Below are 17,185 nucleotides of genomic sequence, written 5' to 3'. Positions count from 1 at the left end.
TGCCGACCCGGCCGCCGCGGCGGTGTGGGGTCTGGTGCGGTCGGCGCAGACGGAGAACCCCGGCTGCTTCGGCCTGGTCGACCTCGACGACGCGTCGGCCATGGAGTCCCTGCCCGCGGCACTCGGCGCGGACGAGCCGCAGGTGGCTGTCCGCGGCGGTGAGGTCCTGGCGGCCCGGCTGGCGCGCATGACCGCGGGCCGGCCGGACACGGGCCCCGCGTGGGGACCGGACGGCACGGTACTGATCACCGGAGGCACGGGCGGCCTCGGCGCCGTCCTCGCCCGCCACCTGGTCGCCGAGCGCGGCGTGCGGCGGCTGCTGCTCGCCAGTCGGCGCGGCGGCGAGAGCGCCGGAACGGTCGAACTGGTCGCCGAACTGGCGGCCCACGGCGCCGACACCCAGGTCGTGGCGTGCGACGTCGCCGACCGCGACGCGCTGGCCGCGCTCCTCGCCGCACACCCCGTGTCGGCGGTCGTGCACACCGCGGGAGTCCTGGACGACGGCGTCATCGGCTCCCTCACACCCGAACGCCTGGCGGTGGTGCTGCGGCCCAAGGTCGACGCCGCGTGGAACCTGCACGAGCTGACCCGCGATGCGGACCTGTCGGCGTTCGTGGTGTTCTCCTCGATGTCCGGTCTCCTGGGCGGCGCCGGCCAGGGCAACTACGCGGCCGGAAACGCCTTCCTGGACGCACTGATGGAACACCGGCGCTCCGAGGGGCTGCCCGGAGTGTCGCTGGCGTGGGGTCCCTGGGACCGGACGGGCGGCATGACCGGCACCCTCGCGGACGCGGACGCGGAGCGCCTCGCGCGCTCCGGCGTGCCGCCGCTGTCGGCGGAACAGGGCGTGACGCTGTTCGACGCGGCCCTGGCCACCGACGGGCCGGTGGTGGTACCGGTACGGCTGGACCTGCCCGCGCTGCGGGCCCAGGGCGAGGTGCCCGCGCTGCTGCGCGGCCTGGTCCGCACCCGCTCCCGCCGGGCCGTCGTGGCCGGGTCGGGCACGGCCGCCGGCCTCGTACAGCGGCTCGGCCGTCTCGACGCGACCGAGCGGCACGAGGTGCTGCTGGACCTGGTACGCGGCCAGGTCGCCCTGGTGCTCGGCCACGCGAAGGGCGACGAGGTCGACCCCGGGCGGGCGTTCCGCGACCTCGGCTTCGACTCGCTCACAGCGGTCGAGCTGCGCAACAGGCTGAACACCGCGACCGGACTGCGGCTGCCCGCCACGCTGGTCTTCGACTACCCGTCAGTGCGGAGCCTGGCTTCGTACATCCTCGACGAGCTGATGGGCGGACCGGACGCCGAGCCGGTCGTGCCGCGGCTCTCGCGGACCGCGGTGGCCGACGACCCGATCGTCGTGGTCGGCATGGCCTGCCGGTACCCGGGCGGGGTGAGCTCGCCCGAGGACCTGTGGCGGCTCGTCACCGAGGGCACCGACGCGATCTCCGACTTCCCGGCCAACCGCGGCTGGGACGTCGACGGCCTGTACAACCCGGACCCGGAACACGCCGGAACGTCATACACCCGGTCCGGTGGTTTCCTGCACGACGCGGGCGAGTTCGACCCGGAGTTCTTCGGGATGAGCCCGCGCGAGGCCCTCGCCACCGACTCGCAGCAGCGGTTGTTGCTGGAGGCGTCGTGGGAGGCGTTCGAGCGGGCCGGTATCGATCCGGCGTCGCTGCGCGGCAGCCAGACCGGTGTCTTCGCCGGTGTGATGTACAACGACTACGGCAAGGCCCTCGCGGGGGACGAGTTCGAGGGCTTCCGCGGCAACGGCAGCGCCGCGAGCGTCGCCTCGGGCCGGGTGTCCTACACCCTGGGCCTTGAAGGTCCGGCGGTCACGGTCGACACGGCGTGCTCGTCGTCGCTGGTCGCGATGCACTGGGCCGCTCAGGCACTGCGTGGCGGTGAGTGCTCGTTGGCGCTGGCCGGTGGTGTGACGGTCATGTCGACGCCCACCACGTTCGTGGAGTTCTCGCGTCAGCGCGGCCTGTCGGCGGATGGCCGGTGCAAGGCGTTCTCGGACTCGGCCGACGGTGTCGGCTGGTCCGAGGGCGTCGGCATGCTGGTGCTGGAGCGTCTCTCCGACGCCCGGCGCAACGGACACCCCGTGCTCGCGGTGCTGCGTGGCTCGGCCGTCAACCAGGACGGTGCGTCCAACGGCTTGACGGCCCCGAACGGTCCGTCGCAGCAGCGGGTCATCCGCCAGGCGCTCGCCAGCGGCGGTCTGTCCCCGGAAGACGTCGACGCGGTCGAGGCGCACGGTACGGGTACGACGCTGGGTGACCCGATCGAGGCGCAGGCACTCCTTGCGACGTATGGCCGGGACCGTGACGAGGAGCGTCCGCTGCTGCTCGGTTCGGTGAAGTCCAACATCGGTCACACCCAGGCCGCGGCCGGTGTCGCGGGCGTCATCAAGATGGTCATGGCCATGCGGGAGGGTGTCCTCCCGCAGACCCTGTACGCCGGCACCCCGTCCTCGCACGTGGACTGGGATGCGGGCGCGGTCGAACTCCTCACGGAGAACACCACCTGGCCCGAGGCGAATCGGGTGCGCCGAGCGGGTGTGTCGTCCTTCGGCATCAGCGGGACCAACGCGCACGTGATCGTCGAGCAGGCCCCGTCGGTGAAGGAGCCGAGCCGGGAGCCGGTGGTTTCACCGAGTGTGGTGCCGTTGGTGGTGTCCGCCAGGACCGAGGCGGCACTCGACGCCCAGGTGGACCGGCTGCGGTCCTTCATGGCGGACGACACGGCGGCGACATCGGTCGACGTCGGACTCTCGCTGGCCACGGGCCGGTCGCTGTTCGACCACCGCGCGGTGCTGCTGGCCTCGGACGAGGGCGGCCTGACCGAAGCGGCGCGCGGCGTTGCCACCGGCGAGGTGCCGCTGGCGGTGCTGTTCTCGGGACAGGGCGCGCAGCGGCTGGGGATGGGCCGTGAGCTGTACGGCCGTTTCCCGGTGTTCGCCGAGGCCCTGGACGCGGTGCTGGCGGAGCTGGAGCCGCTGCTGGAGGGCTCGCTGCGTGAGGTGATGTGGGGTGACGACGCCGGTCTGCTGAACGAGACCGGTCACACCCAGCCCGCGTTGTTCGCGGTCGAGGTGGCGCTGTTCAGGCTGGTGCAATCGCTGGGGATCACCCCGCAGTTCGTGGCCGGTCATTCGATCGGCGAGGTGGCGGCCGCGCATGTGGCGGGTGTGTTCTCGCTGACGGACGCCTGCCGTCTGGTGGTGGCGCGGGGCCGTTTGATGCAGGCGCTGCCTGCGGGCGGTGCGATGGTGGCCGTGCAGGCGGCCGAGGCGGAGGTGCTGCCGCTGCTGACCGACGAGGTGTCGATCGCGGCGGTCAACGGTCCGTCGTCGGTAGTCGTCTCGGGTGCCGAGGACGCGGTGCTGGAGATCGCGGGCCGTCTTTCGGCCGAGGGCCGTAAGACGTCGCGGTTGTCGGTGTCGCACGCGTTCCACTCGCCGCTGATGGAGCCGATGCTGGACGACTTCCGCGCGGTGGTCGAGGGCCTGGTCTTCGCTGAGCCGTCGGTGCCGGTGGTCTCCAACCTCAGCGGTCGGCTCGCCACGTCCGAAGAGCTGCGCTCTCCGGAGTACTGGGTGCGGCACGTCCGTGAGGCGGTCCGCTTCGCCGACGGGGTGCGGACCCTGGTCGGTGAGGGCGTCGGAGCGCTCCTGGAGCTGGGGCCGGACGGTGTGCTGTCCGCGATGGCCGCAGAGTCGGTGCCGGACGGCACTGCCCTCGTGCCGGTCCTGCGCAAGGACCGCCCGGAGGAGACGGCCGCCGTCACCGCGCTGGCCAGGCTGCACACGGTCGGTGTGCGCGTGGACTGGTCGGTGTTCTTCGCGGGCACCGCCGCTCGCCGGGTCGACCTGCCCACCTACGCGTTCCAGCGTCAGTGGTTCTGGCCGGCCGGTACGGCGGAGTCGGTCGTGGACGCGACCGCGGTGGGCCTCACGCCGGCCGGACACCCGCTGCTCAACGGCTCGGTGGAGCTCGCGGTCGGTGAAGGAGTGCTGTTCACCAGCCGGCTGTCGGTGCGCTCGCACCCGTGGCTGGCCGATCACGTGGTGATGGGACGCGTGCTGCTCCCGGGCACGGCCTTCGTGGAGCTGGCGATCCGCGCCGGTGACGAGGTCGGCTGCGACCGGATCGAGGATCTGACTCTGGCCGCGCCGCTGGTCCTGCCCGAGCAGGGCGCGGTGCAGGTGCAGGTCTCGGTGGGCGCACCCGATGAGTCGGGCAGGCGCGTCGTGGAGGTCCACTCGCGGCCCGAGGGCGCGGTGGACGTGCCCTGGGCACAGCACGCCACGGGTGTGCTGACGGAGGGGCCGGACGTCACCGACGCCGGTTTCGACGCCGCTGTGTGGCCGCCGACCGGTGCCGAGCCGGTGGAACTGTCCGACTGCTACGAGCAGTTCGCCGAGGAGGGCTTCCAGTACGGGCCGGCGTTCCAGGGCCTGGAGGCGGCATGGCGCCGGGGCGAGGAAATCTTCGCCGAGGTGCGGCTGCCCGAGAGCGTCGAAGGCGACGCCGACGCCTTCGGGCTGCACCCCGCCCTGCTCGACGCGGCCCTGCACGCCGCGCTGCCGGCCGCGGCCGGCACGGAGAGCGGCGGGCTGCCGTTCTCGTGGGAGGGCGTCTCGCTGTACGCCTCCGGTGCCTCGGCGCTGCGGGTCCGGCTGTCCCCGGCCGGTGAGAACGCTCTCGCCATCGCGCTGGCCGACGCTTCGGGTGCGCCCGTCGCGTCGGTGGATTCGCTGCTGGTCCGTGCGGTGTCGGGCGAGCAGCCGAGTGGCCCCGAGGCACCGGCCCGGGACTCGATGTTCCGGGTGGACTGGTCGCCGGTGCGGGTGGCCGAGTCGGCCGGTGCCGAGTCGGTGGCGCTGGTGGGCCCGGACGTGTTCGGGCTGGCCGAGGCTGCGCCGGACGCGGCTCTGTATCCGGATCTGGCGTCGTTGGCTGCGGCCACGGCTCTGCCGGATGTGGTTCTGGTCCCCGTGGCCGGTGTGCCCCGCGAGGACACGGTTGGCGCGGTCCACGAGCTGGTGGCCCGGACGTTGGGTCAGTTGCAGGGGTGGTTGGAGGAGGAGCGGTTCACGAGCTCGCGTCTGGTGTTCGTGACGCGGGGGGCGGTGAGCGGTGCTGATCTGGCCGCCGCTTCGGTGTGGGGTCTGGTGCGTTCGGCACAGACGGAGAACCCGGGCCGTTTCGGCCTGGTGGACCTGGACACGGCCGACACGTCCCTGACCGCACTGCCGCGAGCCCTTGGAGTGGATGAGCCGCAGCTGGCGATTCGCGAGGGCGACATCACGGCCCCGCGTCTGGCGCGGGTGCCGGGCGCAGGCTCCGAGGCGGCGGTCTGGGACGCCGAGGGCCGGGTGCTCGTCACCGGAGGCACGGGCGGTCTGGGCGCGCTGCTGGCGCGGCACCTGGTGACCGAACACGGCGTGCGGCAATTGCTGCTCGTCAGCCGCCGGGGACTTGGCGCCGATGGTGCCGAGGGTCTGGTCGCGGAGCTGGCGGAGCTGGGCGCCGAAGCCGTGGTGGCCGCGTGCGACATCGCCGACCGTGACGGTGTGGCCGAGCTTCTTGCTCAGTACCCGGTCAGTGCCGTGGTGCATGCGGCGGGTGTGCTGGACGACGGTGTGATCGGCTCGCTGACGCCGGAGCGTGTGTCCGCGGTGCTGCGTCCGAAGGTCGACGCGGCGTGGAATCTGCACGAGCTGACGCGCGATCTGGACCTGTCCGCCTTCGTGGTGTTCTCGTCCGTCGCCGGTACGTTCGGTGGCGCGGGTCAGGGCAACTACGCGGCCGGTAACGCCTTCCTCGACGCGCTCGTACAGCGACGCCGTGAAGAGGGCCTGGCCGGTCTGTCGCTCGTGTGGGGCCCGTGGGACCAGTCCGGTGGCATGACGGGCACCCTCGACGACGCCGATCTCCAGCGCATGGCCCGTGCGGGCATGCCCGCACTGTCGGCCGAGCAGGGTGTGGCGCTGTTCGACACCGCACTGGCGGCCGACGAGCCCGTCGTCCTGCCGGTGCGGCTCGACCTGCCGGTGCTGCGTGCCCTGGGTGAGGTGCCGTCCCTGCTGCGTGGTCTGGTGCGGGTGCGTTCCCGCCGGGCGGCGGTGACGGGGTCGAGCGCCGCCGCGGGTCTGGTGCAGCGGCTGGGTCGGCTGGACGAAGCCGATCGGCGTGAGGTGCTGCTGGACCTGGTCCGGAGCCAGGTGGCCCTGGTGCTCGGGCATGCCGGCGGTGACGAGATCGATCCGGCACGGGCGTTCCGCGCCCTCGGCTTCGACTCGCTCACGGCAGTGGAGCTGCGGAACCGGTTGAGCACGGTCTCGGGCCTGCGGCTGCCGGCAACGCTGGTGTTCGACTACCCGACGCCGGACGTGCTGGCGGACTACCTGCTGGGCGAGCTCTTCGGGGCCGAAGCCGAGGCCTCGGTGCCGCTGCGGGCGCTGCCGCCGGTGGCCGACGACCCGGTGGTCATCGTCGGGATGGCGTGCCGGTACCCGGGTGGGGTGAGCTCGCCCGAGGACCTGTGGCGGCTCGTCTCCGAAGGTGCCGACGCGGTATCCGGCTTCCCGACCAACCGTGGTTGGGACGTCGACGGTCTGTACAACCCGGACCCGGACCACCAGGGGACCGCGTACACGCGGTCCGGTGGCTTCCTGCACGATGCGGGTGCGTTCGATCCGGAGTTCTTCGGGATGAGCCCGCGTGAGGCGCTGGCGACCGACTCGCAGCAGCGGTTGTTGCTGGAGGCGTCGTGGGAGGCGTTCGAGCGGGCCGGTATCGATCCGGCGTCGCTGCGCGGCAGCCAGACCGGTGTCTTCGCCGGTCTCATGTACAACGACTACAACGTCGTTCTCGGTGGAGACGAGTTCGAGGGCTTCAAGGGCAGCGGCACCTCGCCGAGCGTGGCCTCGGGCCGCGTGTCCTACACGCTGGGTCTTGAGGGTCCGGCGGTGACCGTCGACACGGCGTGCTCGTCGTCGCTGGTCGCGATGCACTGGGCGATGCAGGCCCTGCGCAGCGGTGAGTGCTCCTTGGCGCTGGCCGGTGGTGTGACGGTCATGTCGACGCCGTCGGTGTTCGTGGAGTTCTCGCGTCAGCGTGGTCTGTCGGCGGATGGCCGGTGCAAGGCGTTCTCCGACTCGGCCGACGGTGTCGGCTGGTCGGAGGGTGTCGGCATGCTGGTGCTGGAGCGTCTCTCCGACGCCCGGCGCAACGGCCACCAGATCCTCGCGGTCGTTCGCGGTAGCGCCGTCAACCAGGACGGTGCGTCGAACGGTCTGACGGCTCCGAACGGTCCGTCGCAGCAGCGGGTGATCCGCCAGGCGTTGGCGAGTGGTGGTCTTTCGCCTGCCGACGTGGACGCGGTGGAGGCGCACGGTACGGGTACGACGCTGGGTGACCCGATCGAAGCCCAGGCACTCCTTGCGACCTATGGCCGGGACCGGGACGAGGAGCGTCCGCTGCTGCTCGGTTCGGTGAAGTCCAACATCGGTCACACCCAGGCCGCGGCCGGTGTCGCGGGCGTCATCAAGATGGTCATGGCCATGCGCCAGGGCGTTCTGCCGCAGACCTTGTACGTCGACACCCCGTCCTCGCACGTGGAGTGGGAGCAGGGCGCGGTCGAGCTGCTGACGGAGAACACGGCCTGGCCGGAGTCCGGCCGGGTGCGGCGTGCCGGTGTCTCGTCGTTCGGTATCAGCGGCACCAACGCGCACGTCGTCCTCGAGCAGGCTCCCTCGGCGGACGCCGCTCAGGCCGGGGCGGACGAGTCGCCGACGGTGGAGTCCGGCGTGGTGCCGTGGGTCCTGTCGGGACGGACGGCCGAGGCACTGCGGGCACAGGCCGAACGCTTGCTGTCGGCTGTTCGGGACGGTGGCATCCGGTCCGTGGACGTCGGGTTCTCGCTGGCCACCAGCCGGTCTGTGTTCGAGCACCGCGCTGTCGTGCTCGCCGACGACCACGAGCAGGCGGTACGCGGGCTTGCGGCCCTGTCGGCCGGCGCACCGGACCCTGCCGTGCTGGAGGGTTCACCCACAGGCGGGAAGACGGCACTGCTGTTCTCCGGTCAGGGTTCGCAGCGGCTGGGGATGGGCCGGGAGCTGTACGGGCGTTTCCCGGTGTTCGCGGCGGCGTTGGACGAGGTCCTCGCGGAGTTGGATCCGCTGTTGGGCGGTTCGCTGCGTGAGGTGATGTGGGGTGACGACGCTGAGGCGTTGAACGAGACGGGTTGCACGCAGCCCGCGTTGTTCGCGGTCGAGGTGGCGTTGTTCCGTTTGGTGCGTTCGTGGGGTGTGAAGCCGGACTTCCTGGCGGGTCACTCCATCGGCGAGGTGACGGCCGCGCATGTGGCGGGTGTGTTGTCGCTGCCGGATGCGTGCCGTCTGGTGGCCGCTCGGGGCCGTTTGATGCAGGCGCTGCCTGCGGGCGGTGCGATGGTGGCCGTTCAGGCGGCCGAGGCGGAGGTGCTGCCGCTGCTGACCGACGAGGTGTCGATCGCGGCGGTCAACGGCCCTTCCTCGGTGGTCATTTCCGGTGTCGAGGACGCCGTGCTGGAGATAGCGGGCCGTTTGTCGGCGGAGGGGCGTAAGACGTCGCGGTTGTCGGTGTCGCACGCGTTCCATTCGCCGCTGATGGAGCCGATGCTGGACGACTTCCGCGCGGTGGTAGAAGGCCTGAAGTTCGAGGCCGCCGAGGTGCCGGTGGTGTCGAACCTGACCGGACTGGTGGCCACCGCGGAGGAGCTGTGCTCGCCCGAGTACTGGGTGCGGCATGTCCGTGAGGCCGTGCGCTTCGCCGACGGGGTACGGACCCTGGTCGGTGAGGGTGTGGGCACCCTGCTGGAGCTGGGTCCGGATGGTGTGTTGTCCGCCATGGCCCAGGACTCGGTGCCGGCTGGCACGGTCACGGTTCCGGTCCTGCGCAAGGGCCGGCCCGAAGAGCTCGCGGCCATGACGGCACTCGCACACGTCCACGTGACCGGGACCCCGGTGAGCTGGGAGACCGTGTTCGAGGGTGCCCGGCGGGTGGATCTGCCGACGTACGCGTTCCAGCGTCAGTGGTTCTGGCCGGTGGGTGCGCTGAGTGCCCCGGGTGGTATGCGTGCGGCCGGTCTGGGGTCTGCCGGGCATCCGCTGTTGGGTGCGTCGGTGGAACTGGCCGGTGGCGAGGGTGTGTTGTTCACCGGTCGTCTGTCGGTGCAGTCGCATCCGTGGCTGGCGGATCATGTGGTGATGGGCAGGGTGTTGCTGCCCGGTGCAGCGCTGGTGGAACTGGCGATCCGTGCCGGGGACGAGGTCGGTTGCGACCGGATCGACGAGCTGACGCTGGCCGCACCGCTGGTGCTGCCCGAGCGGGGCGCCGTTCAGGTGCAGGTCCGTGTGGGTGTCGCCGACGAAGCGGGTCGGTGCATGGTCACGGTCCATTCCCGCCCCGACGGCGGTGAGGAACTGCCGTGGTCGCAGCACGCCATGGGTGTGCTGGTTCCTGGAGTGGATACGGCCGATACCGGTTTCGACGCCGCTGTGTGGCCCCCGGCCGGGGCCGAACCGGTGGACCTGGCCGGCTTCTACGAGGCACGGGCCGAGGACGGCTTTGTGTACGGGCCGGAGTTCCAGGGGCTGCGGGCGGCGTGGCGGCGTGACGGCGAGGTGTTCGCCGAGGTGGCGTTGCCGGAAGCGGACGGCCGGGAGGCCGACGGGTTTGGCATGAATCCCGCCCTGCTCGATGCCGCGCTGCATGCGTCGGTGTTCGCCGGCCTCGATTCCGACGAGCGTGGTGGCCTGCCGTTCTCGTGGGAGGGCGTCTCGCTCCACGCGTCCGGTGCCTCTGCCGTACGGGTGCGGCTGACCCGGGCCGGTGCGAGCGCGGTGTCCCTCGCGATCGCAGACGCTTCGGGTGCTCCGGTCGCGTCGGTGGATTCGCTGCTGGTCCGTGCCGTGTCGCCCGAGCAGTTGGGCGGCCCGGAGATGCCGGTCGGGGACTCGATGTTCCGGGTGGACTGGTCGCCGGTGCGAGGGGCCGCTTCGCCGGCCGTCGAATCGGTGGCGCTGGTAGGCCCGGACGTGTTCGGGCTGGCCGAGGCCGTGCCGGACGCGGCTCTGTATCCGGATCTGGCGTCGTTGGCTGCGGCCACTGCTCTGCCGGATGTGGTCCTGATCCCCGTGGCCGGTGTGTCCGGCGACGACACGGTCGACTCCGTACACGACCTGGTGGCCCGGACGTTGGGTCAGTTGCAGGCGTGGTCGGAGGAGGAGCGGTTCGTCGGTTCGCGTCTGGTGTTCGTGACGCGTGGCGCGGTGGGCGGTGCTGATCTGGCCGCCGCCTCGGTGTGGGGTCTGGTGCGTTCGGCGCAGTCGGAGAACCCCGGTTGCTTCGGTCTGCTGGACCTGGGCACCGAGGACGCGGTGGCCCTGCCGCTGGCGGAGGCGTTGGCTTCCGACGAGCCGCAGCTGGCGATCCGGGACGGCGAGGTCACGGCCGCGCGTCTGGTCCGAGTGCCGGGCGAAGGTTCCGAGGCGGCGGTCTGGGACGCCGGGGGCCGGGTGCTCGTCACCGGAGGTACCGGTGGTCTGGGCGCGGTCGTGTCACGGCACCTGGTGGCCGAACGTGGCGTGCGACGTCTGCTGTTGGTGAGCCGTCGGGGCCGCGCTGCCGAGGGTTTGGACGACCTGGTCGCGGAGCTGGCGGAGTTGGGCGCCGAGGTCGTGGTGGCCGCGTGCGACATCGCCGACCGTGACGGTCTCGCCGAACTGCTGGCTCAGCATCCGGTCAGTGCCGTGGTGCATGCGGCGGGTGTGCTGGACGACGGTGTGATCGGCTCGCTGACGCCGGAGCGTGTGTCCGCGGTGCTGCGTCCGAAGGTGGACGCGGTGTGGAATCTGCACGAGCTGACCCGTGATGCGGACCTGTCCGCCTTCGTGGTGTTCTCGTCCGTCGCCGGTACGTTCGGTGGTGCGGGTCAGGGCAACTACGCGGCCGGTAACGCCTTCCTCGACGCGCTCGTACAGCGACGCCGCCAGGAAGGCCTGTCGGGCGTCTCGCTCGTGTGGGGCCCGTGGGACCAGTCCGGTGGCATGACCGGCACGCTCACCGAGGCCGATCTCCAGCGCATGGCCCGTTCGGGCATGCCGGCGCTGCCTGTGGAACAGGGCCTGGCCCTGTTCGACGCGGCCCTGGCCGGTGTGGACCCGGTGGTGCTGCCGGTGCGGCTCGACCTGCCGGTGCTGCGTGCCCTGGGCGAGGTGCCGTCCCTGCTGCGTGGTCTGGTGCGGGTGCGTTCCCGCCGGGCCGCGGTGACGGGGTCGGGCACGGCTGCCGGTCTGGTGCAGCGACTGTCCGGGCTGAGCGGCGAGGAGCGCGGTGAGGCACTGCTGGACCTGGTCCGGAGCCAGGTGGCTCTCGTGCTGGGGCATGTCAGTGGTGAGGAGATCGATCCGTCGCGGGCGTTCCGCGCCCTCGGTTTCGACTCGCTCACGGCGGTGGAGCTGCGGAACCGGTTGAACACCGTGACCGGGCTCCGGCTGCCGGCCACGCTCGTCTTCGACTACCCGAGCGTCCAGGTCCTGGCGTCGTTCGTCGAAGACGAACTGCTGGGCTCGGACGCGGCAGTGGCTGTGCCGGTCCCGTCGCGCACGATGGCGAGCGACGACCCCGTGGTGATCGTGGGGATGGCGTGCCGGTATCCGGGTGGGGTGAGCTCGCCCGAGGACCTGTGGCGGCTCGTCACCGAGGGCACCGACGCGGTGACCGGTTTCCCGACCAACCGTGGTTGGGACGTCGACGGTCTCTACAACGCGGACCCGGGGCATGCGGGTACGTCGTACACCCGCTCGGGTGGTTTCCTGCACGACGCGGGTGCGTTCGATCCGGAGTTCTTCGGGATGAGCCCGCGTGAGGCGCTGGCGACCGACTCGCAGCAGCGGTTGTTGCTGGAGGCGTCGTGGGAGGCGTTCGAGCGGGCCGGTATCGATCCGGCGTCGCTGCGCGGCAGCCAGACCGGTGTCTTCGCCGGTGTGATGTACAGCGACTACGGCAGCACCCTGAACGGCAAGGAGTTCGAGGGCCACCAGGGCCAAGGCAGCGCCGGCAGTGTGGCCTCGGGCCGCGTCTCGTACACCTTCGGGCTTGAGGGCCCGGCGGTTACGGTCGACACCGCGTGCTCGTCGTCGCTGGTGTCCCTCCACCTCGCCGCGCAGGCTCTGCGGAGCGGTGAGTGCTCGTTGGCGCTGGCGGGCGGCGTGACGGTCATGTCGACGCCGTCGGTGTTCGTGGAGTTCTCACGTCAGCGTGGTCTGTCGGCGGACGGTCGGTGCAAGGCGTTCTCCGACTCGGCCGACGGTGTCGGCTGGTCGGAGGGTGTCGGCATGCTGGTGCTGGAGCGTCTCTCCGACGCGCAGCGCAACGGCCACCGGATTCTGGCGGTCGTTCGCGGTAGCGCCGTCAACCAGGACGGTGCGTCGAACGGTCTGACGGCTCCGAACGGTCCGTCGCAGCAGCGGGTGATCCGCCAGGCGCTCGCGAGTGGTGGCCTTTCGCCCGCAGACGTGGATGCGGTCGAGGCGCACGGTACGGGTACGACGCTGGGTGACCCGATCGAAGCGCAGGCACTCCTTGCGACCTATGGCCGGGACCGGGACGAGGAGCGTCCGCTGCTGCTCGGTTCGGTGAAGTCCAACATCGGTCACACCCAGGCCGCGGCCGGCGTGGCCGGTGTCATCAAGATGGTCATGGCCATGCGGGAGGGTGTCCTCCCGCAGACCCTCCATGTGACGGCGCCTTCGTCGCACGTGGACTGGGAAGCCGGTGCGGTGGAGTTGCTCCGGGAGAACACGGCCTGGCCGCAGTCCGGTCACGCACGCCGCGCGGGCATCTCGTCCTTCGGCATCAGTGGCACCAACGCGCACGTCATCGTCGAGCAGGCCCCGTCGGCCGAGGTGTCGAAGCGGGAGCCGGTGGTTTCCCCGGGTGTGGTGCCGTGGGTCGTGTCCGCCAGGACCGAGGCCGCGCTCGACGCCCAGGTGGACCGGCTGCGGTCCTTCGTGGCGGAGGACACGGCGGCGACTTCGGCCGACGTCGGGTTCTCGCTGGTGACCGGCCGTTCGGTGTTCGAGCACCGCGCGGTGCTGCTGGCCACCGACGACCAGGTGATCGAGGCGGCCCGGGGCACGGCGGCCGGTGAGGGTTCGCTGGCGGTGCTGTTCTCCGGGCAGGGCAGCCAGCGGATCGGAATGGGACGTGAGCTGTACGCCCGGTTCCCGGTCTTCGCGGAGGCCCTGGACAAGACCCTGTCGGTGCTCGACGGGCACCTGGACCGGCCTCTGCGGGACGTGATGTGGGGTGGTGACCCGGACGAGCTGAACCGGACGGGTTACACGCAGCCCGCGTTGTTCGCGGTCGAGGTGGCGCTGTTCCGGCTGGTGGAGTCCCTCGGGATCACCCCGGACTTCGTGGCCGGTCACTCCATCGGTGAGATCGCCGCGGCGCATGTCGCGGGGGTCTTCTCGCTGGAGGACGCCGGTCGACTGGTCGCGGCACGTGCCGGCTTGATGCAGGCGCTGCCTGCGGGCGGCGCGATGGTGGCCGTGCAGGCGACCGAGGCGGAGGTGCTGCCGCTGCTCACCGACGAGGTGTCGATCGCGGCGGTCAACGGTCCGTCGTCGGTGGTCGTCTCCGGTACCGAGAACGCGGTGCTGGGGATCGCGGCCAAGCTGTCGGCGGAGGGGCGCAAGACGTCGCGTCTGTCGGTGTCGCATGCCTTCCACTCGCCGCTGATGCGGCCGATGCTGGACGACTTCCGCGCGGTGGTCGGCGGTCTGACGTTCCACGCGCCGTCGGTGCCGGTGGTCTCCAACCTCACCGGCGGGCTCGCCACGTCCGAGGAGTTGTGCTCGCCCGAGTACTGGGTGCGGCACGTCCGTGAGGCGGTCCGCTTCGCCGACGGAGTGCGGACGCTGGTCGGTGAGGGCGTCCGAACGCTCCTGGAGCTCGGTCCGGACGGTGTGCTGTCTGCCATGGCCGCAGAGTCGGTGGCCGAGGAGACCGTGACGGTTCCGGTCCTGCGCAAGGACCGGCCGGAAGAGACCGCAGCCGTCACCGCCCTGGCCCGGCTGCATGTCCAGGGTGTCCCGGTCGACTGGACGGCGTACTTCGCCGGGACCGGAGCCGAGCGGGTGGATCTGCCCACCTATGCCTTCCAACACCAGTGGTTCTGGCCGGTGGGTGCGCTGAGCGCCCCGGGTGATATGCGTGCGGCCGGTCTGGGGTCTGCCGGGCATCCGTTGCTGGGTGCGGCGGTGGAACTGGCCGGTGGTGAGGGTGTGTTGTTCACCGGTCGCCTGTCGGTGCAGTCGCATCCGTGGCTGGCGGATCATGTGGTGATGGGCAGGGTGTTGCTGCCCGGTACCGCGTTGGTGGAGTTGGCGATCCGTGCGGGTGACGAGGTCGGCTGTGACCGGATCGACGAGCTGACGCTGGCCGCACCGCTGGTGCTGCCCGAGCAGGGCGGCGTCCAGCTGCAGCTGTGGGTCGGTGGGCCCGACGAGTCCGGCAACCGCACGCTCGGCATTCACTCCCGCCCCGACAACGGCGAGGAACTGCCGTGGACGCGGCACGCGACGGGTGTGCTGACCGTCGGCGCGGACGCCACCGGCGGTGGCTTCGACGCCACGGAGTGGCCGCCGACCGGCGCCGAACCGGTGGAACTCGCGGGCTGCTACGACCGGTTCGCCGAGATCGGCTTCGAGTACGGCCCCGGATTCCAGGGGCTGCGGGCGGCATGGCGGCGTGACGGTGACGTCTTCGCCGAGGTGAGCCTCCCCGAGGGGGAGGCCGCCGACGCGGGAATGTTCGGCCTGCACCCCGCGCTGCTCGACGCCGCGATGCACGCCTCCCTGCTCGCCGACGGCGGTGCGCAAGGCGGCGGTGGGCTCCCCTTCTCGTGGGAAGGCGTGTCCCTGCACGCCACCGGCGCCTCCGACGTCCGGGTGCGGTTGACCCCGACCGGCGACAACGCGATATCCATCGCGCTCGCCGACACCTCGGGTGCCCCGGTCGCGTCGGTGGATTCGCTGCTGGTCCGTACCGTGACGCCCGAGCAGCTGAACGGCCCCGAAAAGCCGGTCGCCGACTCGATGTTCCGGGTCGACTGGACGCCGGTGCCGGCGACCGGGCCGACGGGCACGGACACGGTGGCGCTGGTCGGCCCGGACACGTTCGGGCTGACCCAGGCCCTGCCGGGCATCGTCCTGCACCCGGATCTGGAATCCTTGACGGCTTCCGGCCTGGACCTGCCGGATGTGGTCCTGATCCCCGTGGCCGGTGTGTCCGGCGACGACACGGTCGACTCCGTACACGACCTGGTGGCCCGGACGTTGGGTCAGCTGCAGGGGTGGTTGGAGGAGGAGCGGTTCGCCGGTTCGCGTCTGGTGTTCGTGACGCGGGGGGCGGTGAGCGGTGCTGATCTGGCCGCCGCCTCGGTGTGGGGTCTGGTGCGTTCGGCGCAGTCGGAGAACCCCGGTTGCTTCGGTCTGCTGGACCTCGGCACCGAGGACGCGGCGTCCCTGCCGCTGGCGGAGGCGTTGGCCTCCGACGAGCCGCAGCTGGCCATGGGCGAGGGCGGCATCACGGCCGCGCGGCTGGCCCGCGTGCCCGCGTCGGAGCCGGCCCCCGAGGCCGTGTGGGGCGCGGACGGCACCGTGGTGATCACCGGTGGTACCGGCGGTCTCGGCGCGGTGACGGCACGCCACCTGGTGGCCGAGCACGGCGTACGGCGGCTCCTGCTGGTCAGCCGCCGGGGCCTTGGGGCCGAGGGCGCCACGGACCTGGTCACGGAGCTGGAACGGCTGGGCGCGAGCGTCTCGGTCGCCGCGTGCGACGTGGCGGACCGGGACGCGCTGGCCGGGGCGCTGGCCTCGGTCGACGCCGACCACCCGCTGCGGGCCGTAGTCCACACCGCCGGTGTGCTCGACGACGGTGTGATCGGCTCGCTCACTCCCGACCGTGTGTCCGCGGTGCTGCGTCCGAAGGTTGACGCGGTGTGGAATCTGCACGAGCTGACCCGTGACGCGGACCTGTCCGCCTTCGTGGTGTTCTCGTCCGTCGCCGGTACGTTCGGTGGCGCGGGTCAGGGCAACTACGCGGCCGGCAACGCCTTCCTCGACGCGCTCGTACAGCGGCGTCACGCGGAGGGCCTGGCCGGTGTGTCGCTCGTGTGGGGCCCCTGGGACCAGTCGGGTGGCATGACCGGCACGCTCGCCGAGGCCGATCTCCAGCGACTGGCCCGCTCCGGCATGCCGGCGCTGTCGGTCGAGCAGGGCGTGGCGCTGTTCGACGCGGCTCTGGCCGGAGGGGAGCCCGTGGTGGTGCCGGTACGGCTCGACCTTCCGGCGCTGCGCGCCCTGGGGGAGACACCGGCGCTGCTGCGCGGGCTGATCCACACCCCCGCGCGCAGGACCGCGGCGGCCGTGTCCCACGCCGCCGAGGGGATCGCGCAGCGGCTGGGCGGACTGAGCGACGACGAACGCCGCGATGTCCTCCTGGAGCTGGTCCGCGACCAGGCCGCGGCGGTCCTCGGACACGCGGACGGGCAGGCGATCGTCTCCACCCGCCAATTCCAGGACCTGGGATTCGACTCCCTCACGTCCGTGGAGTTCCGCAACCGCATGAACCGGGCCACGGCGCTGCGGCTGCCGGCCACGCTGCTGTTCGACTACCCGACCCCGGCCGAACTCGTGGGGTACCTCCACTCCCGGCTCGCGGCGGAAGGGGACGCCGGACCGGGGTCGATCCTCGGCGCGCTCGACACGCTGGAGAAGGCGTTCGCGGAGCTGGACGTCGACGCGCAGGTCCACCAGCAGGTGTCCGGGCGCCTTGAGGTGCTCCGGGCCAAGTGGGAGGCGCTGCGGGGCGAAGCGCGGGCCGAGGAAGAGGAGTTCGACATCGACTCGGCCTCGGACGACGAGGTGTTCGCGCTCCTCGACGACGAGCTCGGCCTGTCCTGACGCCCCGTCGGTCCCGCTGCCGGCCACCGCGATCCGGTGGCCGGCCGCCCAGCACGGGGCCCCCCCCCACCAGGGGGGCAGAGGAAAAAAAATGGAACAAAAGAGTGGGGAAACACAAACTTTTCCCCCCCCCCCCCCCCGAAAGGGGGGGGTGTT

Annotated in this window: 1 protein-coding gene (cut by a window edge); it reads left to right on the top strand. The window is 71.8% G+C overall.

The window, feature by feature from the left end; genetic code table 11:
• Positions 1-17,029, top strand: the 3' portion of a protein-coding gene (locus ACZ53N_RS03930) for an SDR family NAD(P)-dependent oxidoreductase (RefSeq protein WP_469139387.1). Its footprint begins 15,299 nt before the window's first position; 17,029 of the gene's 32,328 nt are visible here — the last part of the coding sequence; its start codon lies beyond the left edge, outside the window; it ends in the stop codon at positions 17,027-17,029.
• Positions 17,030-17,185: the final 156 nt, after the last annotated feature.

Source organism: Streptomyces sp. NPDC033229 (assembly GCF_055576875.1).
The sequence above is the reverse complement of the archived record's forward strand: the minus strand, read 5'-3'. Positions and strand labels throughout refer to the sequence as shown.